This window comes from Microbacterium sp. NPDC058389 (assembly GCF_042722305.1).
Taxonomy (GTDB): Bacteria; Actinomycetota; Actinomycetes; order Actinomycetales; family Microbacteriaceae; genus Microbacterium.
Genome location: NZ_JBHXJQ010000005.1, coordinates 91,771 through 115,272, shown reverse-complemented (window position 1 = coordinate 115,272; position 23,502 = coordinate 91,771). Strand labels below are relative to the sequence as shown.

General features: G+C 71.7%; 17 protein-coding genes. 9 read left to right on the top strand and 8 right to left on the bottom strand.

Going from position 1 to position 23,502, the window contains the following annotated elements; translation table 11 throughout:
* The 6 genes from ACFWJ8_RS08980 to ACFWJ8_RS08955 form a co-directional block, all read right to left on the bottom strand.
* Positions 1-1,113, bottom strand: coding sequence for a DegT/DnrJ/EryC1/StrS family aminotransferase (locus tag ACFWJ8_RS08980; protein ID WP_378810738.1), 1,113 nt, complete (start codon positions 1,111-1,113; stop codon positions 1-3).
* Positions 1,110-1,736 (bottom strand): NeuD/PglB/VioB family sugar acetyltransferase, encoded by a 627-nt coding sequence (locus ACFWJ8_RS08975; RefSeq protein WP_378810737.1) that lies wholly within the window; start codon positions 1,734-1,736, stop codon positions 1,110-1,112. The genes ACFWJ8_RS08980 and ACFWJ8_RS08975 overlap by 4 nt, the downstream gene beginning before the upstream one ends.
* Positions 1,733-2,857, bottom strand: a complete 1,125-nt coding sequence (locus tag ACFWJ8_RS08970) for a DegT/DnrJ/EryC1/StrS family aminotransferase (RefSeq protein WP_378810947.1) — start codon at positions 2,855-2,857, stop codon at positions 1,733-1,735. The genes ACFWJ8_RS08975 and ACFWJ8_RS08970 overlap by 4 nt, the downstream gene beginning before the upstream one ends.
* A gap of 17 nt (positions 2,858-2,874) precedes the next feature.
* Entirely contained in the window at positions 2,875-3,870 is a 996-nt protein-coding gene (locus ACFWJ8_RS08965) for an NAD-dependent epimerase/dehydratase family protein (RefSeq protein WP_378810736.1), read from the bottom strand.
* Positions 3,867-4,928 (bottom strand): Gfo/Idh/MocA family protein, encoded by a 1,062-nt coding sequence (locus ACFWJ8_RS08960; RefSeq protein WP_378810734.1) that lies wholly within the window; start codon positions 4,926-4,928, stop codon positions 3,867-3,869. Before ACFWJ8_RS08960 ends, ACFWJ8_RS08965 begins: the two co-directional genes overlap by 4 nt.
* Before the next feature lie 70 nt (positions 4,929-4,998).
* A complete protein-coding gene (locus ACFWJ8_RS08955) occupies positions 4,999-10,842 on the bottom strand; it encodes a DUF4082 domain-containing protein (protein ID WP_378810733.1) in 5,844 nt (1,947 codons plus the stop codon).
* Between ACFWJ8_RS08955 and ACFWJ8_RS08950 the strand changes: the two genes are divergently transcribed.
* Together ACFWJ8_RS08950 and ACFWJ8_RS08945 are read left to right on the top strand one after the other, a co-directional pair.
* Positions 10,832-11,107 carry a hypothetical protein gene (locus ACFWJ8_RS08950; RefSeq protein ID WP_378810732.1) on the top strand — a complete coding sequence of 92 codons (276 nt, stop codon included), beginning with the start codon at positions 10,832-10,834 and terminating at the stop codon, positions 11,105-11,107. The genes ACFWJ8_RS08955 and ACFWJ8_RS08950 overlap by 11 nt on opposite strands.
* Positions 11,108-11,224: 117 nt before the next feature.
* Positions 11,225-11,821, top strand: coding sequence for an acyltransferase (locus ACFWJ8_RS08945; protein ID WP_378810730.1), 597 nt, complete (start codon positions 11,225-11,227; stop codon positions 11,819-11,821).
* Between the two features lie 6 nt (positions 11,822-11,827).
* Here ACFWJ8_RS08945 and ACFWJ8_RS08940 read toward each other — a convergent pair whose 3' ends face one another.
* Positions 11,828-13,015 carry a glycosyltransferase gene (locus ACFWJ8_RS08940; RefSeq protein ID WP_378810728.1) on the bottom strand — a complete coding sequence of 396 codons (1,188 nt, stop codon included), beginning with the start codon at positions 13,013-13,015 and terminating at the stop codon, positions 11,828-11,830.
* A gap of 148 nt (positions 13,016-13,163) precedes the next feature.
* On the opposite strand from ACFWJ8_RS08940, the gene ACFWJ8_RS08935 reads away from it, so the two are divergent.
* The 7 genes from ACFWJ8_RS08935 (at position 13,164) to ACFWJ8_RS08905 (ending at position 22,017) form a co-directional block, all read left to right on the top strand.
* On the top strand, positions 13,164-13,424 hold the full coding sequence (locus ACFWJ8_RS08935; protein ID WP_378810727.1) for a glutaredoxin domain-containing protein: 261 nt from the start codon (positions 13,164-13,166) through the stop codon (positions 13,422-13,424).
* A gap of 33 nt (positions 13,425-13,457) precedes the next feature.
* Positions 13,458-14,306 (top strand): tryptophan 2,3-dioxygenase, encoded by an 849-nt coding sequence (gene kynA, locus ACFWJ8_RS08930; RefSeq protein ID WP_378810726.1) that lies wholly within the window; start codon positions 13,458-13,460, stop codon positions 14,304-14,306.
* On the top strand, positions 14,306-15,283 hold the full coding sequence (locus ACFWJ8_RS08925) for a hypothetical protein (protein ID WP_378810724.1): 978 nt from the start codon (positions 14,306-14,308) through the stop codon (positions 15,281-15,283). The genes kynA and ACFWJ8_RS08925 overlap by 1 nt, the downstream gene beginning before the upstream one ends.
* The gene (locus ACFWJ8_RS08920; protein WP_378810722.1) at positions 15,270-16,526 is read left to right on the top strand and encodes a kynureninase; all 1,257 of its coding nucleotides are present in this window, start codon (positions 15,270-15,272) and stop codon (positions 16,524-16,526) included. The genes ACFWJ8_RS08925 and ACFWJ8_RS08920 overlap by 14 nt, the downstream gene beginning before the upstream one ends.
* A gap of 401 nt (positions 16,527-16,927) precedes the next feature.
* Entirely contained in the window at positions 16,928-18,397 is a 1,470-nt protein-coding gene (locus tag ACFWJ8_RS08915) for an MFS transporter (protein WP_378810720.1), read from the top strand.
* A 138-nt stretch (positions 18,398-18,535) separates the two neighbouring features.
* The gene (locus ACFWJ8_RS08910; protein WP_378810719.1) at positions 18,536-20,314 is read left to right on the top strand and encodes an aldehyde dehydrogenase family protein; all 1,779 of its coding nucleotides are present in this window, start codon (positions 18,536-18,538) and stop codon (positions 20,312-20,314) included.
* Positions 20,311-22,017, top strand: a complete 1,707-nt coding sequence (locus tag ACFWJ8_RS08905; protein WP_378810718.1) for a GMC family oxidoreductase — start codon at positions 20,311-20,313, stop codon at positions 22,015-22,017. The genes ACFWJ8_RS08910 and ACFWJ8_RS08905 overlap by 4 nt, the downstream gene beginning before the upstream one ends.
* 159 nt (positions 22,018-22,176) lie before the next feature.
* Here ACFWJ8_RS08905 and ACFWJ8_RS08900 read toward each other — a convergent pair whose 3' ends face one another.
* Positions 22,177-23,415: an FAD-dependent monooxygenase gene (locus ACFWJ8_RS08900; RefSeq protein WP_378810717.1), complete on the bottom strand. Its 1,239-nt coding sequence runs from the start codon at positions 23,413-23,415 to the stop codon at positions 22,177-22,179.
* Between the last annotated feature and the right edge of the window lie 87 nt (positions 23,416-23,502).

Here is a 23,502-nt window from a genome sequence, read left to right as displayed (position 1 = left end):
TCATGCCCCTACCGCGGAGTGGAGCGCACCGACCACGGCGTCCTGCTGCGGGCGGGTGAGGTGCGGGAACATCGGCAGCGACAGGATCCGGTCTGCGGCGGCCTCCGCCGTGGGGCACTGACCGCGCCGCCCGCCGAGGGCGGCGTACGCCTCGGTGAGGTGCACCGGCGTCGGATAGTGGATGCCGCAGCCGACGCCCGCGTCGCGCAGCGCGTCTGCCACGTCGTCGCGGTCGGCGACCCGGATCACGTAGAGGTGCCAGACGTCGACGTTTCCGTGGCGGACGACGGGCGTGCGCACCGCGCCGAGGCCGTCGAGCAGCTCGCCGTAGCGGGCAGCTGCTGCCGCCCGGGCGCCGTTCCAGCCGGTGAGGCGGCGCAGCTTCGCGCGCAGGACGGTCGCCTGCACGGCGTCCAGCCGGGCGTTGATGCCGATGCGGTCGTGCACGTACTTGTCGGAGCTGCCGTGCGCCGCGAGATTCCGCACACGAGCGGCCAGCTCGGCGTCGTTCGTCATCACGGCTCCGGCGTCGCCCGCCGCGCCCAGGTTCTTCCCCGGGTAGAAGCTGGTCGCCGCGATCCTGCCGAGGGCCCCGGCGCGCCCGGCAGGGCCGGACGCGCCCTGCGACTGTGCGGCATCCTCCACGATCTCCAGTCCGTGCCTCGCGGCGATCGGAGCGAGGAGCTCCATCGGGGCGGTCTGCCCGAACAGGTGGACGGGCACGATCACCCGGGTGCGAGGGGTGATGGCGGCTTCGGCGGCGGCGGGATCGATGAGCAGATGCCGGTCGTCGACGTCGACGAAGACGGGCACCGCCCCGACGCGGGAGGCCGCCTCCGCGGTCGCGATGAAGGTGTTGGCGGGCATGATGATCTCGTCGCCCGGCTGCACGCCGACCGCCCGGTAGGCGAGCTCGAGGGCGTCGGTGCCGTTGGAGACGCCGACGACGTGCTCGACGCCGATGTACTCGGCGTACTCGCGCTCGAACGCCTCGACCGCGGCGCCGCCGATGAAGGCGGCGGTCGCGAGCTGGTCGCGCCAGATCGGGATCACCTCGTCGGCGATCTCCGCCTGCTGCGCGGCCAGGTCGAGGAAGGGGACCCGCACGTTCATGCCGGTCTCCTGATCTCCCGCGCCGGCACGCCCGCCCACGTCGCAGCGGCGGGCACGTGGTCCAGGACGACGGCCCCCATCCCCACCGTGGCCGCCTCGCCGACGGTGAGCCCCTGCCGCACCGACGCGTTCATGCCGAGGTAGGCGGCAGGACCGATGCGCACCGTGCCGCCCAGTGACACTCCCGCGGCGAGCGTCGCGAAGTCCTCCAGGACGTCGTCGTGCGTGATCGTGCAGTTCGGCATGACGACGACGTGGTGCCCCAGCACGGCATCCGCGGTCACGACCACGTTGTCCAGGACGACGCTGCCCGGGCCGATGCGGCTCGACTTTCCGATGCGGGCCGATCGCGCGACGTACGTGGCGTACCGGTCCGCGCCGACGCCGGACTCGCGGAGCCGGCGCACCACGGCGCGGCGACCCTGACTGCGTCCGACGCAGACCAGCAGCGCCTCGGGACGCGCAGCGACGTCGCCGACGGTCCCGACGACCGGGATGCCGCCGACCATGGTGCCCTGCAGGTCGGCGTCGTCGTCCACCACTCCGACGACGCCCGTGATGCCGGCGGCGAGCACCTCGCGGGCGAGTCCGCTCGCTCCGACCAGCAGGATCCCCTCGTTCACGATGCCGCTCCGCCCGGTGCGCGCAGGACGGCGATCACGCGGTCCTGGTCCTCCTCGGTCAGCTGGTGGAAGACGGGGAGGATCAGCGTGGCGTCGGTCAGGTGCTCGGTGACGGGCAGGCCCGCCTCCGGGGTGAGGTCGCGATAGGGCGGCTGACGGTGCGCCGCCATGATGCCCCGGCGCGCCGAGATGTCGGCAAGCGCGAGCGCCTCCAGCAGCCCGTCGCGGTCCGTCGGGTACTCCGCGCCGACCTCGACCCAGAACGACTGGTAGTTGCCCGCGCCGTACTCGGGATCGGCGACGGCGCGGAGCCCGCCGATCTCGCGGATGGCCTCCTGGTACCGGGCGGCGATCTCGCGCCGGCGTGCGACGATCCGGTGCAGCCGTCCGAGCTGGACGAGTCCGACGGCGGCCTGCAGGTCCGTCATCCGGAAGTTGAAGCCGACCTCGGTGTACTCCTCGGGCGGCGGCAGCACGGACGCGTGCCGGTCGGCCGCCGAGACGCTCATCGCGTGCTCGCGCAGGTGCCGGGCACGCTCCGCCCAGTCCGGGTTGGCGGTCGTGAGCATGCCGCCCTCACCGGTCGTGAGGAGCTTGCGCGGGTGGAACGACCACGTCGCGATCTCGGCCCCGGCGCCCACGGGACGCCCCTTGTAGACCGAACCGGCGCCGCACGCGGCATCCTCCACGACGACGATGTTGAGCTGATCGGTGAACGAGCGGATGTCGTCGATGTCGACGGGCACACCGCCCTGGTCCACCGCGATGACCGCCCGCGTCTGCGGCGTCAGCGCGTCGGCCACCGTATGGCCGGTGACGTTGCCCGTGACCGGATCGACGTCGGCGAACACGGGGGTCGCGCCGACGTAGCGGACGGCGTTGGTCGTCGCGATGAACGAGAACGACGGCACGACGACGTCGTCGCCAGGGCCGATGCCCGCCACGATCAGCGACAGGTGCAGAGCTGTGGTGCAGCTGCTGGTCGCGACCGCCTGGCGCGCCAGCATGGCCTCGGCGAACGCCTGCTCGAAGCGCGCCACGCGCGGTCCCTGCGCAACCCAGCCGCTCGCGATCGCTTCGGCGACGGCATCCGCCTCCTCCTGCCCCATCCACGGGACCATCACGTTGATGCGGCCGCTCACGGGACGCCCACCGTCCGGCCCGCCGCGATCTCCTCGCGCAGCGGCCGCCACCAGTCGACGAGCAGCCGCAGACCCTCCTCGAGCCCGATCGTCGCTTCGAACCCGAGGTCGCGCCGCGCCGCGGAGGTGTCGGCCAGGCGGCGCGCGACGCCGTTGACCGCCCGCTCCGGTCCGTGCTCGACACCGAGGTCGGAGCCCATCACGCGCAGCAGCTCCTCGGCGAGACCGAGCAGGCTGGTCTCGGTTCCGCTGGCGATGTTGTACGTCCCCGCGACGATGTCGCTCCGCGCCGCGAGCACGTTGGCGCGGGCGATGTCGGGGACGCAGACGAAGTCCATCGTCTGGCGCCCGTCGCCGAAGACGAGCGGCGGACGGCCGTCGGCGATGCGCTCCATCCATCGCACGAGCACTTCGGTGTAGAGGCCGTGCACGTCCATGCGCGGGCCGTACACGTTGAAGTAGCGCAGCAGCACGTAGTCGAGGCCCTCCATGGCGTGGAAGCTGCGGATCAGCCCCTCGTCGAACGTCTTCGCCGCGCCGTACAGCGTGTCGTTGTTCTCGTGGTGGTGCCGTTCGGTCGTCGGGAACTCCTCTGCCATGCCGTAGACCGACGCGCTCGACGCGGCGATGAGCTTCTTCACGCGGTGCCGCGCGGCGGACTCGACGACGTTGAAGGTGCCGTCGACGAGCACCTCCAGGGCGAGGCGCGGCTCCTCGGCGCACTGCGTGATGCGGATGGCCGCCTGATGGAACACCACGTCCGCGCCGGCGGTGAGGTCGTCCACGAGGACGGCGTCGCGGATGTCGCCCTCGATCAGGTCGACCCGCCCGTCCGCGAGGGCGTCGTCGAGGTTGGCGCGCCGGCCGCGCACGAGATTGTCGAGCACGTCGACGTGGGCGACGTCGGCCGCCAGCAGCTCGTCGACGAGCGTGGAGCCGATCGTCCCCGCCCCGCCGGTGACCAGCACCCGGGACCCCTGCAGCTCGGTCATGCGCGCTGCGCCTCTCGCTCGACGGACTCCAGGGGCTCGGGGGCACCGTGGGCATGGAGACTGCGGGATGCCGCTTCCAGGACCGACAGCACGCGCAGGCCGGATTCGCCGCTGGTGCGCGGGGCCCGGCGTTCGCGGATCGCGCTCGCGAACTCGCTCGCCACGCTCGCCAGCGCCTCGCGCTCGGGCAGCGCCGGCGCCCACGTGTCGCCCAGCCGGTACGAGATCTGGGCTGCGCGCTCGTCGGCGGTCTCCTTGGAATGCAGCGCCAGGTCGACGCCGCGGTCGTAGACGCTCACCCGCTGCTGCGGGTTGAGGTCGTCCCACACGAGCGTGCGGCGGGTCCCCCCGATCACCATCTGCCGGATCTTGGTCGGGCTCAGCCAGTTGACGTGGACGTGGGCGATGCCGCCGATGGCGAGGGGCATCGCCAGGTAGCCGATGCACGACTTGCCCGTGTGCAGCGGGTCCGCGCCGTGCGCCGACACCGAGGTGACGTCGAGGCCGCCGGGGAGGACGAAGTCCACGATCGAGAGGTCGTGCGGCGCGAGATCCCAGAAGACGTCGACGTCGGGCTGGATGAGGCCCAGGTTGATCCGCACGCTGTCGACGAAGAGGATCTCACCGAGAGCGCCCTCCGCGATCAGCTCGCGCATCTTGAGCACGGCGGGCGTGTAGCAGTAGGTGTGATCGGCCATCAGCACGAGGCCGTTCGCCCGGGCACGGGCGACCATCGCGACGCCGCGGTCCCAGCCGTCGGCCAGCGGCTTCTCGACGATGACGTGCTTGCCGGCCTCGAGCGCCGCCAGCACGATCCTGTGGTGCGTGCGCGCCGGTGTGGCGACGGCGACGGCGTCGATCCCGGGGTCTGCGAGCACGTCCTCCAGGCGCGGCGTCACGTGGGCGCCGCCCACGCCGTCGGCGACGCGGGTCGCTCGCACGAGGTCGAGATCGCAGATCGCGGCCAGGTTCCAGTCGGGCGACGCGCGGAAGTTGCGAGCCAGATTCGGCCCCCAGTAGCCCGCACCGATGACAGCGACGTTCAGGTGTGAAGACACGCCGAATACACCCCCAATCTCTTCGCTCCGGCCCCCATGGCGGAGTGATCGTTACATCCGGGTATCGTTTTCAGTTGTCGGGGTCGAAGATGATGTCGACCCAGAGCTTGGTGTTCGTCGTCAAGTTCGGGTACCCCGTTCCGTAGACGTAGGCGCCGCCGGTCGCGTAGGTCGAGATCGGCCCGTTGGTGACGACCCCGCTCAGCCCCCCGTTGGTCGTCGCGTACACGCGGGACGTGCTGTACATGCTGACGCGGTACTGCGCGCCGACCGTGAGACGGACGGGCGTCGACAGCTGGGCGGTCTGCCAGCCGGAGGCGGTCTCGCCCGTGAACGTGACCGTGGCGAGACGCTGGCCGTTCGCGTTCCACAGCGAGCCGGTGTGCGTGCCGGTGTTCGACGTGCCCTTGTAGAACTTGATCGCCGTGACGACGCCCGGCGCGCTCGTGCGGAAGCGCGTGGCTGCGTTGATGTTGAGCACGGTGGTGTTGTTGGCGTTGCTCGGGGTGCCCGTCGGGAACAGGCTCACCTGGTCCTGCTTGGCCATCGTGGTGAACGACCACGTCCCGTTCGCCACCGCGGTGCCGTTCGCGGTGACCGTCGCGGTGTACGCCGTCGTCCAGCCCAGCGCCGCGGTGGGCGTGAAGGTCACCACGCCCGTCGACGCGTTGAAGGCCGAGGTGCCGGCCACGTTCGTCGTGCCGGCCTTGAGCGTCAGAGTCGCCGACACCGCCCCCGCCAGCGTCGCGGTGATCTTGACGGTCGCGGGGTCGACGTTCACGGCCGACGCGGCGGGCGATGTCGCCGACAGCGTCGCCGGAGCGACGGTGGTGAACGACCAGGCCCCGCCGGTGACGGCGGCGCCGTTGGCCGTGGCCGTGACCGTGTAGGTCTTCGCGTACGCGAGGGCTGCGGTCGGGGTGAGGGTCGCCACGCCCGTCGACGCGTTGAAGGTGGAGGTGCCCGCGACGGCCACGCCGCCCGTGGCGACGGCCAGCGACGCCGAATCCGCGTTGGTGAGGGTGGCCGTGATCGACAGGCCTGTCGGCATGACGTTGGTGGCCCCTGCCGCCGGTGTCGTCGAGGTGATCGCCGCCTCCGGGACCGTCGTGAACGTCCAGGTGCCGCCGGCCAGCGGGGCCGAGTTGGCGGTGACGGTGACGGTGTACGTCTTGCCACGCAGCAGCGGCGCGCTCGGGGTGAAGGTCACGGCGCCCGTCGCAGGGTCGAACGCGGACGTGCCGCCGACGGGCGCCCCGCCCAGGGTGAGAGCGATCGAGGCTGTCGTCGCGTTGCCGATGCTCGCCGTCACCACCGTGCTCAGGGCGACGTTGGTCGCACCCGCGGCGGGCGACACCGAGGCGAGTGTCGGCCGGAAGTCGATCACCGGCTCGACGAAGTACGCGGATGCACCGGACGACTGGTCGGGGAAGCCGCCGCTGGATCCGTAGCGGAAGCGGCCGTTGGTCGTGGCCGGTGCGGTGATGTCGCCCGACACCTTGGGGCTCGCGAAGTAGCCGCCGGTGTACGAGTAGCCGCCGTTGGGGGCCAGGTACGACACGACGTAGGTCTGTCCGGGCGAGACCGAGATCGGCGTCGCCAGTGCGGCGCTCTGCCATCCCGCGGCCGACTCGGCGAGGAACGTCACCTGCGCCAGAGCCACGCCGGTGCTGTCCCACAGGGTGCCGCGATGGACGCCGGTGTTCCCCTCGCCCTTGTAGAACCGGATCGCCGTGACCTTCCCGACCTTGCCTACCGTGAACGCCGTGCCGAGCTCGACCGGTTCGGTCTCGGCGACGGCCGGCACCTGCGGTGTATCGGCCCCGAACAGCGTCTGCATCGTCCCGGCGGGGGCCTCGGCGACGCGGAAGACCCACGAGTCGAGGATCGCGCCGTCGAGGACGACGGCGGCCGTGTAGTTGCCGGAGTTCAGCAGCGCGGCGGTGGGGACGAACCGCACCAGGCCCGACGCGCGGGTGAAGGAGGAGGCTCCCGCGACGGCGCCCGCAGGGCCCGTCACGGTGAGGGACGGGGTCTGCGTCGCGCTCACCCCGGCGACGGTCGCCGAGACCGCGGCGTCGACGGCGACGCCGTCCGCTCCACGGGCGGGCACGGTGTTGGAGACGGCGAGCGCCGACTGCACGACGAACTCCACGTCGGCGAAGTAGTTCGTCGAGTTGTAGGTGTTCGTCGGCACCGTTCCGCCCGCTCCGTAGCGGTAGCGGCCGTTCTCGCCGGCGATCGTCTTGAGCGGTCCGCTGGACACTTCCGCGGTGAGCGCCGCCGCCGTGTACGCATAGCGTCCCGCGGGCGCGAGGTACGACACCGTGTAGGTCTGCCCCGGCCCGACGACGACGGGAGTGGAGAGCACCGCGCGCTGCCAGCCCGAGGCCGTCTCGTTGGTGAACGTGACCTGCGCCAGCCGGGTTCCGTCCTGCGCCCAGAGCGAGCCCCCGTGGACGCCGGACGTGGCCGCGCCCTTGTAGTAGCGGATGGCGCGGATCTCGCCGACCACGGAGGTCGTGAACGCGAGGCCGAGCTCGACCGACGCGGTGTCGCCCGTCTCGGCCTGCACGGCCGGGGTCGTGGCGGCGAAGAACGTCGAGATCGCCTGCCCGGCGGCGGGGGCGACGACGAACGACCAGGCGACGTCGGAGCCCGCAGCGCCGTTCGCGCCGACCAGTCCCGTGATCGCGACCGACACCGAGGCGCCGCGGGTGAGGGCGGCCGAGGGGGTGAAGACGATCGTCTTCGCGTCCGACGACAGCGCCCATGCCCCGGCGACGATGACGCCGTCGGCCTTCACCACGCCCTGGTATCCGGTGGCCATCGCGCCGTTGAAGACGGCCGAGATCGTGGTGGTCGGTGGGGCGTCCAGGGAGGCGTTCTGCGGCGAGACCGAGACGAGTGCCGGCGCGACCGCGGCCGGGATGAAGACGACGTCCACGCCGTAGCTGGCCGTCGAGGTCTGAGACGGGAATCCGCCGCTGTACGTGAAGGCTCCGCCGTCCGGTCCGACGGTCAGCGGACCACGCGTGTAGCCGCTGGCGAACTGCCCGGCGGTCACGGCATAGCCGCCGGCCGGCGCCAGGTATGCGGCCGTGTACGTCTGGCCGGGGACCACGCTGATCGGGCTCGGCAGCGTGACGGTCTGCCATCCGGTCGACGATTCGTTCTGGAAGGTCGCGGTCGAGAGCTGGCTGCCGTTCGCGGCCCACAGCGAGCCCACGTGCGTGCCGGTGTTGGCGGTTCCCTTGTAGAACTTGATCGCCGTGATCTTGCCCGCCGCCTGGACGCTGAACTTCACGCCCACGGTCACCGAATCGCGATCGGCGTCGGATGCGACGGTGGGCGTCGAGCTCTCGGGGTACAGCGAGCACGGGCACTGCCCCTCGGGCAGGTCGACGCCCTGCGTCGTGAAGCTCCACGAGGATGCCGCATCCAGCGCGATGCCGTTGAGGTCCTTCGCCGTCGGGGTCACCGTGTAGGTGGTCGAGGCAGCGAGGGCGCTCACGGGAGCGAACCGCGCGGTCTTCGTCGCGGCGTCGTACGAGACGGTGCCCGCGACGCTGGTGCCGCCGGCATCCTTCACAGAGATCCCCACCGTGGCGGGGTCGGCCGGACGCGTGAACGTCGCGGTGATGGCCGTCGTGAGCGGGACGCTGGATGCCCCCGCCAGCGGTGTGCGGGTGCTGATGCGCAGCGGCGACGAGTCCGACTTCGTGAACAGGAGGTCCACGTAGTAGTTGCCTTCTTTGAAGGTGGACGTCGGGAAGCTGCCGGCCCCCGCGTACACGCCCGGCGAGTCGGTGCCCGCGACGTTGTCGACGCTCAGCGGCGGCGACGTGACCGACTTGTACGGCCAGTACAGCTCGGTCGACGCATACCGGCCCTGCGGAGCGGTGTACGACACGGTGTACCGCGTCCCCGCGATGACCTCCACGGGACTCACGAACTGCGCGGTCTGCCAGCCGGTCGACGTCTCGTTCGTGAAGGTGACGGACGCGAGTCTGGTGCCCGCGGCATCCCACAGCGAGCCGACGTGCGTGCCCCCGTTGCCCGAGCCCTTGTAGAAGCGGACGCCGGTGACGAATCCGTCGGTCGTCGGCGTGAAGCGCAGCCCGAGCTCGTACGCCCCGGCGTCGCTGGTCGCAGCCACGGCGGGAACACTGTTCCCGAAGACGCTCGCGGGGCCGGTGATGTTGAGGCTCCGGGTGGTCCCCGCCGTGGAGTAGTTGGCGCTGTCGTCGATCGCGCGCACGATCAGCGGCGTGGCCGCTGTCCCCGTCTGGACATAGCTGAACGTCCAGCTCGTGGTGCCCTGGGCCGGGTGCCAAGTCGCGCCTCCATCGCTGGAGAACTCGACTCCGGCCACCCGGCCTCCGACATCATTCGCCGTGCCGGTCGCCGTCACGGTGGTGCCGTTGGCGATCGACTGTCCCTCGACCGGCGAAGTGATCGACACCGTCGGTGCGGTCGTGTCCGTGCTCTTGATCGCTGCCGTGAGGCCCGACATCAGCGTCCCCGGCTGCGCGCCCATGTCGGCCAGCAGGTTGACCTCCGCCTGCTGCATGCGCACGTCGGCGGCGGCCCCGTCGCCATCGTGCGTCTGATCGAGACCCCAGCCCCACTGGATGCTCGCGGCCGAGAACACGAGCGCTCCGCTGGCGGCCTTGTACAGCGTGACGTGATGGGTCGTCGTGCCGGACACCACCGTGCTGCCGTAGTCCGTCAGATACTGCGGCGTCGGCCCGGTCGTGGTCGACAGCCTGATCAGTCCCTGCGGGCGGGATCCGTTGTCGAGGTCCTCGTTCGCCTCGTAGCCGATCGTGTGGGCGGCGAGGGATGCCGTCGTCCCGGCCGCGAGCGACGCGAGCGACGTGTTGCGCCACAGCCTGGTCTTGCCCTCTTCGCTGCTGACCTGCACGGCGAGGTCGACGTCGTTGACCATGTACATGGTTCCCGAGACGGAGTTCTCGGGAAGCCCCGCCCCCTGTGCGCGCGTCGCGAAGCGGGGGTCGCGCCAGGTGCCGGTCCACTGCGCGTCGGGGTCGATCTTGGCGTCGCTCCAGGTCTCCTTGTACGACACGAGGGTGCGATAGGCGGTCCCGGTGCCGTCGATGGAGTTCTCGTACCGGGTGTGCCAGTACCCCTCGTTGCCGGCCAGGAACTGCATGTTCACGCCGGCGTCGCGTGCGGCCTCGACGTTCGCCCGCTGAGCGGCCGACCAGTACTCGTCGTGACCGACCGAGAGGAAGACCTTGTGATTGCGCAGCTCGCCTCCGCGCCGGTCGGTGTCCACCCCGGCCAGGTAGCTGACGTCGTAGCCGTTGCGCTCCATGAAGCGCACGGTCGCGTACTCGGAGCTGAAGTAGAAGTCGCGCCCGGAGACGTTGCCGCGCGTGGCGAAGGGCCGGTTGTAGCTGATCTTGTACGCGCGCCCGTTCGATGCGCCCTGGTAGAAGTCCGAGCCGCCATACGTGTTGTAGGCCTGCCAGGTCGGGTCGGAGGTCTGGAACAGCACGTCGGAGTGGTTGCCGTCGTTGCGGACGATGAAGATGATGTGACTGGCGTCGCCGTTGTCGGTGCGGGTCAGCTTGGCGATGTACACGCCCGATACGGCGTCAGCGGGCACGTTCCACGACGCCGACACCCCCCAGTTGCCGCAGTCGTACAGCTCGGTGGTGACGTCCGAGATGCACTGCGGCTGGTTCTGGGGCAGCGTCGCCGTGACCGGGACCGTCGTGATGAAACGCGCCCCGAGACCCTGGTACCAGCCGGTGCGGTAGACGTCGATCTTGTACGCGCGTGCGGTGGTGTCGATCTTGAAGTCGATGCGCTGACCCGCGTTCACCGAGATGTCGGTCGCGAAGCCCTGGATCGTCGAGTCGCCCGCCCCGTCGATGTCCCACACGTCGGGGTCGGTGCCGGGTTTCTGGTTCTCGCAGACGATGGGGTTGATGTTCGCCCCGCAAGGGCTCGCCGCGCGTGCCTGCGGTCCTGGCGAGATCGCGATGATCATCGCGCCCACCAAGGCTGCGATCGCAGCGAAAGTGATGGTCTTCCTGCGGTACGACTGCACGCCGGGCAGAGCCGACGCCAGAGGCTGGTTGATCCCCATGAGCTTCCCTGTTCCCGACGCCCTCGTCGGTGCTGCCTTCCCGTCGGCCTTCGGGTGACCGGCTGGGAAGACATCCGCGTGCGATACTTCCCCAGTGCCCGCGGAGGGTCCCGCGCGAAGTATAACCACAAGCTGACGCACAATGGAACCCGCACGACGAAGCAGGGAGGGGATCATGGGCGATTCGACGACGATCGAGGCATCCGCCGATGTGGCCGACAGCGCCCGGCTCGGGGCCGGCACGCGCGTGTGGCACCTGGCGCAGATCCGCGAGAATGCGGTCCTCGGCGCCGACTGCAACATCGGGCGGGGTGCGTACATCGGACCGGGCGTCGTGCTCGGCGACGCCTGCAAGATCCAGAATCACGCGCTCGTGTACGAGCCTGCTCGGCTGGCCGACGGCGTGTTCATCGGGCCCGCGGCGGTGCTCACGAACGATGAGTTCCCGCGCGCGGTCAACCCCGACCTGACTCCGAAGACCGCCGCGGACTGGCATCAGGTGGGCGTGACCGTCGGCACCGGCGCGTCGATCGGCGCCCGCGCGGTCTGCGTCGCCCCGGTCACGATCGGCGCGTGGGCGCTCGTCGCTGCCGGCGCCGTCGTGACGAAGGACGTCGCCCCCTACGCTCTCGTGGTCGGTGTGCCGGCGAGACGGATCGGCTGGGTCGGGCGCGCCGGCGTGCCGTTGGGCCCGCAGGGCGACGCCTGGGTGTGTCCCCGGACCGGCGAACGCTACGCGCAGGAGGGCGAGACGCTGCGGCCCCTCGACTGAAGCGGTCTACAGCTCGCCCGGGGCGGTGGCCTGCGCGTCGAGTTCGTCGATGAGCACGCGTGCGGGGGACTTCTGCTCGGCGCCGGCCTTGCGAGGCGCGTACACGACCAGCGAGTGGAAGACGAAGCGCACGAAGAACGCGATGACGAGCGTGATGGCCGTGGCCACGACGGCCGAGATGTGGCCGCTCGACACCATCAGCGCGACGATCGGGATGCGGATGACGGCCTCGGCGTTGTTGAACGCGAAGGACTTGGCGAACCGCTGCCAGACGCCGGTGGCGCTCTCGCGCATGTCCTGGAAGACGAATCGCTCCTGCAGCAGGAAGTTGCCGATGATCGTGACCTCGGCGGCGATCACCGCCGCGACGATGTAGTCCACGTCCATGTGCGTCAGCGCCCACACGATCGCGATGTTCGCGATGGCGCCGAGCCCGCCGATCACGGCGAACAGCGACATCTTGCCGAACCGCAGCGCGGTCAGCTGCGTGAGGAAGTGCACGCCCTGCCGCACGGACGCCTTCGATTCGCCGGCGTGACGGTCGGCGAAGTCGAACGGCACCTCGGCGACGCGCATGGGCCGCCGCGCGAGGATCTCGAGCAGGATCTTGAACCCGCGGGGCTTCAGCTGCGCGCCGTCGACGGTGCGCCGGTCGACGAGGAAGTACCCGGTCATCGGGTCGGACACGTCCTTCAGGCGGATCGGGAACATCGCCCGGGTCAGCGCCGTCGCGCCCTTCGACACGAGCACCCGCGTGCGATCGGCAAGCCCCTCGGCCGTGCCGCCGCCGGCGTACCGCGACGCGATCACGACATCCACGTCGCCGCGGACGAAGCGCCGCCACAGCTCGGGGATCTCCTCCGGCGGGTGCTGCAGGTCGCCGTCCATCACGAGGCACGCGTCCGACTCGGCCGCCGCGAACCCGGCCATGACGGCTCCGCCCAGCCCGCCCGTCGCGTGCGCGCGATGGATCAGCCGGACCGGAAGATCCGTGGATGCCGCACCCTCCGCCCGCTCGGCGGTCACACGTGCGGCGACCTCCCGGATGACGTCGGGCGTGGCATCCGTCGAGTCGTCGACGAAGACGATCTCGGCCTCGATGCCGGCGCCGTCGACAGCGGATGCGACGCGACGAACGAGCTCCTCGATGTTGGGAGCCTCGTTGAACGTCGGAATCACGATCGACAGGAGCATCGCCGGACATCTTTCCACGCGCACCTGAACGGAAGGCGGAGCGTTCAGCCAACCCTGGGGATACGCGCGGCCCGCACCTGGTTTCGGCCGCTCCGTGCAGGAGGTGGCGTCCGGCGCCTGTCCAGGCGGGCCGGGAGAGAATGGACGCATGACCTCCTCCCCCTCGACGATCACCATGTTCGGCGCCGACTGGTGCCGCGACTGCATCCGCACCAAGAAGCAGCTCGACGAACTCGGCATCTCGTACACCTACGTCGACCTCGTCGCCGACCCCGCCGCCGCCGATGTCGCGCGCGACATCTCGGGCCGCACGAACATCCCGGTCGTGGTGTACCCGGACTCCTCGCACCACGTCGAGCCGTCGAACGCCGATGTCGAGGCGAAGCTGCGCGAGCTCTCGCTGATCTGACGCTCCGGGGCGCCGCTCACCTAGGCTGAGGCCGTGAGCGTCGAACGCAACACCCGCGAGATCGAGGGAACGGTCGTCACCGACTTCCAGGACCGGATGAGCTACGGCGGGTACCTCGATCTCGACACCCTGCTGTCGGCCCAGCGACCGCTGAGCGACCCCGAGCATCACGACGAACTGCTGTTCATCGTGCAGCACCAGACCACGGAGCTGTGGCTGAAGCTGATCCTGCACGAGCTCGGCGCGGCGTGCCGGCTGCTGCGCGAGGACCAGCTCGCGCCGGCGCTCAAGTGCATCGCGCGCGTGAAGCACATCCAGAAGACCCTCACCGAGCAGTGGTCGGTCCTGGCGACGCTGACCCCCGCCGAGTACGCGCAGTTCCGCGGGGTGCTCGGCAACGCGAGCGGGTTCCAGTCGGCCCAGTACCGTGCGGTGGAGTTCACGCTCGGCAACAAGAACGCCGGCATGCTGCGCGTGTTCTCGTCGGACGCCCACGCCCACGCCCTCGTCGAGGCGGCGCTGCAGGCGCCGAGCCTGTACGACGAGTTCCTGCGGCTGCTCGCCCGCACCGGCTACCCGATCCCCGCGTCCGTGCTCGAGCGCGACGTGACGACGGCCTGGACCTACACGCCAGAGCTCGTGCCGGTGTTCACCGAGGTGTACCGCGACCCGCAGACGCACTGGGCGGCGTATGAGACGTGCGAGGAGCTCGTGGACCTGGAGGACAACTTCCAGCTGTGGCGCTTCCGCCATCTCAAGACCGTCGAGCGCATCATCGGGCTCAAGATCGGCACGGGCGGCTCCAGCGGCGTCCCGTTCCTGCGTCGAGCGCTCGACCTCACCTTCTTCCCCGAGCTGTACGCGGTGCGGACGGAGCTGTGATGTCGGGCGATCCCTTCGCGCTGCGCGCCCTCCTCGGCCCTGACGCCACCCTGTGCCGCCGCGCGATCACCGGGGAGCACGGCGTCTCGCTGCCGCCGTTCACCGACCACCATGTGCACCTGCACCTCATCGACGAGCAGGCGCTCGCACCGGGCGGAATCGCCGCGGTGCTCGATCTGGGCGGCGACCCGGTGGCTCTCGCCCAGCGCCCGGCCGAGAGCATTCCCCGAGTGGCATATGCCGGCGCCTTCCTCACCGCGCCAGGCGGCTACCCCGCCGGCAGGCCCTGGGCGCCGCCCCGCGTCGTGCGCGAGATCACCGACGCATCGACGCACCCCGGCGTCCCGGGAGGCGCCGCGACGGCGGTCGACGAGCAGGCGTCGTTCGGGGCATCCGTCGTCAAGATCGCCCTCAACAGCACGACGGGGCCCGTCCCCGACGCCGACACGCTCGCCGCGATCATCGCCATCGCCCATGACCGCGGCCTCCCCGTCGTCGCGCACGCCGAAGGCGAGGGGATGCCGCAGCTCGCCGCCGACGCGGGCGTCGAGGCCTTCGCCCACACGCCGTTCACCGGGTCCGTCGGCAGCGCGTTCATCGCGCACGCGGTCGCCGCAGGGCAGGTGTGGATCTCGACGCTCGCGATCCACGACGACCCCGACGCCGCCGAGTCGGCGCGCGCCAATCTGGCAGCGTTCGCCGCCGCCGGCGGGCGCGTGCTCTACGGCACGGACCTCGGCAACGGCGACCGGCCGGCGGGCGTCGTCGCCGAGGAGGTGGCCGCGCTCGATCGCGCCGGCGTCCGCGGCGCGGCACTCATCGTCGCGATGGCCGATCCGTGGCCGGCCGCCGCACCGCCGTCGGGGGTCTCGACGTTCGTTCCCGGTGAGCCGCCCACCCACCTCGACGAGGTCGCGGAGTGGCTGCGCGGTGCGACCGTCGTCCCCACCGAGGAGCTCATCCATGACGAGTGCTGACCCCGTGACCGTCGAGGCGCTCGCGGACGAGGCATCCACTCTTGATGCCGCCGACCCGCTGCGGGATCGACGAGACCTCTTCGTCGGCGCCGAGACATCGCTCGTCTACTTCGACGGCAACTCGCTCGGCCGGCCGCTGCGGGCCTCGGTCGTGCGCCTCGAACGGTTCGCGCGCGACGAGTGGGGCGGCCGACTCATCCGGGGCTGGGACGAGTCGTGGATGCAGCTGCCGTTCGACATCGGCGACGCCCTCGGCCGCACCGCGCTCGGCGCCGCGCCCGGCCAGACCGTGATCGGCGACTCGACCACCGTGCTGCTGTACAAGCTCGTGCGCGCCGCGTTCGACGCCGCCGTCGCGGACGATCCCGACCGCGTCGAGATCGTCGTCGACCGGGACAACTTCCCCACCGACCGCTACCTCGTCGAGGGCATCGCCGCCGAGCGCGGCGGACGCGTGCGCTGGATCGACGTCGACCTCTCCCGCGGCGTGACCGCCGACGCGCTGGCCGCCGCGGTGGCGCCCTCGACCGCCGTCGTGCTGCTGTCGCACGTCGCCTACCGCTCCGGGTATCTCGCGGATGCCGGGGCCCTCACCCGCATCGCGCACGACGCCGGCGCCCTCATCGTGTGGGACCTGTGCCACTCGGCAGGTTCCGTGCCGGTGCAGGCCGATGCGTGGGACTTCGACCTCGCCGTGGGCTGCACGTACAAGTACCTCAACGGCGGACCCGGCTCACCCGCGTTCGCGTACGTCGCCGCGCGGCTGCAGGACCGTCTGACGCAGCCGATCCAGGGCTGGATGGGCACCGCCGACGTGTTCGCGATGGGTCCTGCGTACACGCCTGCCACCGGGATGCGGCGGTTCCTCTCGGGCACCCCGCCGGTGGTCGGGATGCTGGCGATGCAGGACACCCTGGCGCTGCTGGACGAGGTCGGCATCGAGGCGGTGCGCGCCAAGTCGGTCGCGCTCACCGAGTTCGCCGTCCGGGTCGCCGACGAGCTGCTCGCGCCGCTCGGGGTGTCCGTGGCCTCGCCGAGGGACCCCGCCGAGCGGGGCGGCCACGTCACGCTGTCGCATCCCTCGATGCGGGAGGTCACGGCGCGACTGTGGGCCCAGGACGTCATCCCCGACTACCGCGATCCCGGCGGGCTGCGCATCGGGCTGTCGCCCCTGTCGACGTCGTTCGGCGAGACGCTCCAGGGCCTCCGCGCCGTCGAGGCGGCGGTGCGCGCCGAGGGCTGAGCGCGTTCCCGACGGCACAGGCTGCGCTTCGTCTCGCTCCTTCGTCGCTCGCTCAGCGTCCGGTATCGAGGTGACCACCCGGTCGCCGAGCGAGCCCCCCACACCCGCAACACAACCACCCGATCGCCGAGCGAGCCCCCCACACCCGCAACACAACCACCCGATCGCCGAGCGAGCCCCCCACACCCGCAACACAACCACCCGGTCGCCGAGCGAGCGCCCCGCACGAGCAACGCAACCACCCGGTCGCTGAGCGAGCGCCCCGCAGGAGCAACGCAACCACCCGGTCGCCGAGCGAGCGCCCGCCCGCAGGAGCAACGCAACCACCCGGTCGCTGAGCGAGCGCCAGCGAGACGAAGCGCGTGCACGGCGGGCTTCCGACGCTGACCTACACTGGCGCGATGAGCAATGAGGCTCCGGCGGCGCCGGGCAACGCGGCTGGGCCCACGCGCCCCGAGGCTCCGGGCGCCGCGCCCACGGCGTCTGGAGGGGGCGTGGGTACCACTTCTTCGCGCCTCGGCGCCGGCACGATCGCGCGCTACGCGATCGGCTCCCTCGGCACGGGCGGGTTCGCGACGCTGCCGGGACTGGTCCTGACCTACTACCTCACCGACTCGCTCGGCGTCGCCGCGCTGGCGGCGGGCGCCGTGATCACGATCGCCAAGGTGTGGGACGTCATCATCGACCCCGTCATCGGGGCGCTCACCGACCGCGACCTCGCGCGGCACGGCAGCCGCCGCCGGCTCATGCTGATCGGCGCGTGCGCGCTGCCGGTGCTGTTCGCCCTGACGTTCGCGGTGCCGCCGGCGCTCGGGCCGCTCGCGGCGGGTATCTGGGTGCTGCTCGCCTTCACGTTCACGGCCACCGCGTTCAGCCTCTTCCAGGTGCCGTACATCGCGCTGCCCGCCGAGCTGACGCCGCGGTACGACGAGCGCACGCGCCTGCTGACATGGCGGGTCGTGGTGCTCACCCTCGCGATCCTGCTGTTCGGCGCGGGAGGACCCGCGCTGCGCCGCGTCTCGGACGACCCCGTGATCGGGTACCTCGTGATGGGGATCGTGTGCGGTGTCGTCATCGGGCTCGGGATGCTGGTCTCGACGACGGTCGCGCGGCGCACCGTGCCCGCACCCGCGCCGGTCGCGGCGCCGGCGGCCGAGAAGACGGGCATCCGCGAGCACTATGCCGCGGGCATCCGCGCGCTGCGCCGCAGCCGGCCGTTCCGGCTGCTGCTCGCGACCTTCGTGCTGCAGGCGCTCGCGACGGGGCTCATGCTCGCCGGCGCGCAGTACGTCGCGACGTGGGTGCTGCACTCGGAGGCCGCCGTCGAGCTGCTGTTCATCGCGCTGATCGCGCCCGCGCTGCTGGCCGCGCCGGGCTGGGGCGTCGTGGCCCGTCGCATCGGCAAGGAGCGCACGTTCGCCATCGCGAGCATCGTGTTCGGCGTCGCCGCGCTCACGATCCTCGGCGTGCTGTGGGCGCCCGGCGACTGGATCTACGTCCCCGTCGGCATCGCCGGCATCGCCTACGCGGGCATGCAGTCGCTCCCCATGGCGATGCTGCCCGACGTCATCTCGCACGACGAGCGCACGCACCCCGACGCCGCGGCCGGCGCCGGCCGCGCGGGGGCGTTCAGCGGCGTGTGGACTGCCGGCGAGACGGTGGGCTTCGCGCTCGGCGCGACGACCCTGTCGCTCATCCTCGCGATGACGGGGTACGTCTCGCGCGCAGCCGGGCAGGTCGTGGAGCAGCCGGATGCCGCCGTCACCGGCATCGTCGTGAGCTTCAGTCTCGCGCCGGCTGTGCTGATCGCCCTGAGCCTCGTGGCCCTCGCCCGCTACCCGCTGCGGCGCACCGACATCGACCTGTCCTGACGCGGCGGTGGCGGCATCCACTGATACCGAGTCGCACCACCTCTGGAACTGCGTGCCGCGAAGGCGACCCGTGACGTAGGATGCCCGGTGACGGACTCACCCGACCCGGGTCCCGGGCACGAGTTCGAAGGAGAGCACATGTCCCCCACCTCTTCGGCCGCCGCGAAGACCCCCGCGAAGACCCCCGCGAAGCCCCGTGCGAAGAAGGCCGCCACCGGCGCCGCTCCCGCCCTGCCCGACGACGAGCGCGCGGCGCTGGACGCCGACCTCGACCGCCTCGAGCAGGGCTCCCGCGTGTGGGTCGCCCTCACGCTCGACCAGCGGGCGCGGCTGCTCGGGCGCGTGCGCGACGCCGTCGGCGCGGTCGCCCAGGAGTGGGCCGACGCGGCCACGATGTCGAAGGGCCTGGAGCCCGGGCATGCGCTGTCGGGCGAGGAGTGGCTCGGCGGTCCGTACGCGGTGATCGGCCTGCTCGACGGGTTGCGCGAGACCCTGGAGGCACTGGCGAAGGGCAGGAGCCCGCTCGACGGCGTGACGATCGACGACGCGCCCGGCGGGCGCCTGCGCGCGCACACGTTCCCGCTGAACGGCACCGAGAAGTTCCTGCTGTCGGGCTTCACGGGCGAGGTGTGGTTCGAGCCCGGCGTCACGGCCGACGAGGCGCGACGCGACGCCGGCCTCGCGCAGCTGACGCCCACCGCGTCCGGCGGTGTCGGCCTCGTCCTCGGCGCCGGCAACGTCACCTCGATCCCTGTCGCCGACGTGCTGTACGAGCTGTTCGCCCACAACCGCGTGGCCCTGCTCAAGGTCAACCCGACACAGGATTCGCTCGTGCCCGTCTTCGAGCGCGCACTGGCGCCCCTCATCGAGCCCGGCTTCGTGCGCATCGTCCGCGGCGGCGCCGCCACTGGCGCGTACCTCACGTCGCACCCGCGCATCGTCCATGTCCACATCACCGGGTCCGCTGCGACGTTCGACGCGATCGTGTGGGGCCCAGGGGCCACCACCCGCGAGACCCCGAAGCTCCAGGTGCCGATCACGGCCGAACTCGGCGGCGTCTCGCCCATCATCGTGGTGCCGGGCCAGTGGTCCGCCGCCGATCTGAAGTACCAGGCCGAGCACGTCGCCACGATGCGCCTCGTCAACGCCGGGCACAACTGCATCGCCGGCCAGCTCGTGATCGTGAGCTCGGACTGGCCGCAGCGCGCCGAGTTCCTGCACCGGCTGCATGAGGCCTACGCCGCCGCGCCCGAGCGCCCCGTGTGGTACCCGCGCAGCGACGAGCGGCTCGGGGCCGCGGCATCCGCCTATCCCGACGCCGTGTGGTGCGCCGACCACACCCGCGCGATCGTCGAGGTGAAGGGCGACGACCCGGCTCCCGTCGAGACGATCGAGTACTTCGCCCCGATCCTGGGCGTCGTCGAGGTCGGCGGCACGGGACAGGAGTTCCTCGACGCGGCCGTCGCCCACGCGAACGACAAGCTCACCGGCACGCTCGGGGCCAACGTCATCATCGACCCCACGACCGAGGCGGCGCTCGGCGACGGCTTCGAGCGGGCGATCGCCGACCTGCGGTACGGCGACATCGCGATCAACACGTGGACCGCGTTCAACTTCCTCACGGCGCGCCTCACGTGGGGCGGGTTCCCCGGCGCGACGCTCGCCGAGGTGTCCAGCGGCATCGGGGTCGTGCACAACGCCCTGCTGCTCGACCGGGTGGAGCGCTCGGTCGCACGCGGCCCGTTCCGGCCCTTCCCGCGGTCGGTCGGCAAGGGCGTGTTCACGATCCTGCCGACGCCGCCGTGGTTCGTGAGCTCGCGCACGGGTGCCGAGGTGAGCGCCGGTCTCACGCGCTTCCTCGTGGACGGAAAGCTGCCCGGCCTCGTCGCGACGCTCACGAAGGCCATGCAGGCATGAGCCGGAAGGATGCGGCGTTCGGGCGCGACGGGCTCGAAGCCGACTACGTCGTCGTCGGCGCGGGCTCCGCGGGGGCGGCGCTCGCGGCCCGCCTCAGCGAGGACCCGACCGTGTCGGTGCTGCTGCTGGAGGCCGGCGGACCCGACAAGGCGATGGAGCTGCACGTCCCCGCCGCGTTCTCGAAGCTGTTCCGCGGCGCATACGACTGGAACTACGACACCGTCCCCCAGCCCGGGCTCGAGGGTCGCACGGTGTACTGGCCGCGCGGCAAGACGCTCGGCGGCTCGTCGTCGCTCAACGCGATGATGTGGGTGCGCGGGTTCGCCGCCGACTACGACGAATGGGCGGATGCCGCCGGCCCGGCCTGGTCGTGGGACGCCCTGGTCCCGTACTTCCGCCGCGTGGAGCGCACCGCCGACCCGGCCGACTCGACGCAGGGCGCGGACGGCGCGCAGGCCGTCGAGCACCAGCGGGATCCCCGGCCCCAGACGTCGGTGTTCCTGGCGGCGGCACGCGAGGCGGGGCATCCCGTCACTCCTGCCAACCTGCCGACAGGTCAGGGCTTCTCGCAGACGATGGTGAGCGAGCACCGCGGCGGCCGCGCATCGACCGCCGACTCGTACCTGCGTCCCGCCAAGGGCCGCCCCGGGCTGCGGGTGCTGACCGGCGCGCACGTGCGGCGCGTGACGTTCGACGCTTCGACAGGCTCAGCGACCGCGGGCGCGGGCGCAGGCGCGGGCGCGGGTGAGGCTGAGGGCACCGGCGCCGCTCCGCGGGCGACCGGCGTGTACGTCGACCTCGACGGCATCACCCGCCACGTGCGGGCACGGCGCGAGGTGATCCTGTCGGGCGGCGCCGTCAACACGCCGCAGCTGCTGATGCTGAGCGGCATCGGCCCGGCCGCGCACCTCGCCGAGCACGGCATCGACGTGCTCGTCGACGCCCCCGACGTGGGGGCGAACCTGCGGGACCACCTCGTCGCGGGCCTTGCCCCGGCCGCGCCCGGCGGCACGCTGTTCGACGCCGAGAAGCCCGCCGAGCTCGTGAAGTACCTGGCCTCGCGCAAGGGGATGCTGACCTCCAACGTCGGCGAGGCCTACGGTTTCGTCCGCACCGCCGTCGCCGACGCAGCCGGCATGCCCCAGGGCCTCCCCGACATCGAGATCATCTTCGCCCCCGTGCCGTACGTCGGCGAGGGACTCGTCCCGACGCCCGGCCACGGTCTCACCGTCGGGGCGATCCTGCTGCGCCCGCGCAGTCGCGGCACGATCCGCCTCGCATCGTCCGATCCGGCCGCGGCGCCGGTCATCGACCCCGCGTACCTCTCCGACGCCGACGGTGTGGATGCCGCGACGATGCTCGCCGGCCTCGCGGCGTGCGAGCGCCTCATCGACACCGACGCGATGCGCACGATCACGACGGGCGGCTGGGTGCAGCCCGACGGCGGCGAGCGCATGACGCCCGAGGAGCGCGCCGAGCTCTCGATGCGCCGCTACTCGCACACGCTCTACCACCCGGTCGGCACGGCCCGGATGGGAACGGATGCCGCCTCCGTCGTCGACCCCGAGCTCCGTGTCCGCGGTGTCTCGGGCCTGCGCGTCGCCGACGCCTCGATCATGCCCACCGTGATCCGCGGCCACACGAACGCGCCCGCGATCGTGATCGGCGAGGTCGCCGCCGACCTGCTGCGCGGCCGCCGCTGACGCCGGTCACCGGCCGTTGAGCGAGCGAGGAACGAGCGAGACGAAACACCCCGACCGCACGAACGACCTCGTCCCAGAAGAGCTCGTCTGCGCGCGCCAGAGCACGCTCCACTCAACGACCCGGGACCGTTGACCGCGCCGGACCCCCTCGCGACCGCTTCACCGCACCGGCACGGCGACCTCGGGAAGCGGCAGCGACTCCCCGCCGGCGAACATGCGGCGCACGAGCGGCAGCATGACCCGCGAGAAAATGACGCGCGTGAGGGCCCGCGACACCGCAGCCTCGAAGGCGGTGGCCGGCACCATGCGCTTGATGCCGCCGCCCGGGATCTCCTTGCCCTTCTCGGCGAACGGCGCGATGTCGGCCGAGTAGGCCTGGAGCGCCCCGGGGGCGTCGCCGGGCGTCGCGGCGAGACGCGCCGCGAGCAGGTACGCGCCGATGAGCGCGGTCGCCGTGCCCTGACCTGTCATCGGCGAGCCGCATGACGCGGCGTCGCCGAGCAGCACGACACGGCCGTTCGCGACGTCGGGCACGTCGATGCGCACGAGCTCGTCGAAGTACAGATCGGATGCCTCACCCAGCGCCTCGAGCACGGCCGGCGCGTGCCAGCCGGCACCGGCGATGCGCTCGCGGATGAGCGCCTCCTGCGCCGCGCGGTCTCCGCGCAGCGACGGATCGCGGTCCATGCGGAACGTGAGGATGGCCTTCGAGGTCGACGGGTCGCGGTCGGGACGGATGCCGAACGTCGCCCCCGGCACGAAACGCAGCGCGAACCAGCCCTCCTCGAGGTCGGCGGGCGTCGGCATCGTGAAGAACGCGGCGTATCCGCCGAGGGAGGTCGCGAACTGCTCCTCGGGGCCGAACGCGAGGCGACGGGTGGCCGAGTGCACGCCGTCGGCGCCGACCACGACATCGAAGCGGGCCGATGCGGCGCGCTCGAACGACACGTCGACGCCCGTGGCATCTTGCGTGAGGGCTGTCAGGCGGTCGCCGAACCGCAGGTCGAGCAGCCCGGGCGCGGTGTCGGCCGCAGCCTGCAGTGCGTCGAGCAGCACCTGCGCGAGGTCGCCGCGGGCGATCTCGATCTCGGCCACCGCACCCTCGCCGTCGAAGTCGGCCATCGACATGCGGCCGAAGACCTTGCCCTCGCCGTCTACGTACGACATGCCCTCCTCGTGGACGCGCAGCCCGTCGATGCCGGGCATGATGCCCATGCGCTCGGCGACCTCGCGGCTCGCGCCGCGCAGATCGACCGCCTGGCCGCCGGGGCGCGGCGCGTCGGCGCGCTCGACGACGGTGGTGCGGATTCCGGCGCGGATGAGCTGCAGGGCGAGGGCGAGGCCGGCGATCCCGCCGCCCGAGACGAGGACGTGCGGCGTGCGGTCGAAGTCGTTCATGAGGCATCCCATCATCATCAGTTGGACATTTGTATGAGACATATGTCTAACAGAGGATTCAGACGTTTGTCTAGCACGAACGTCTGA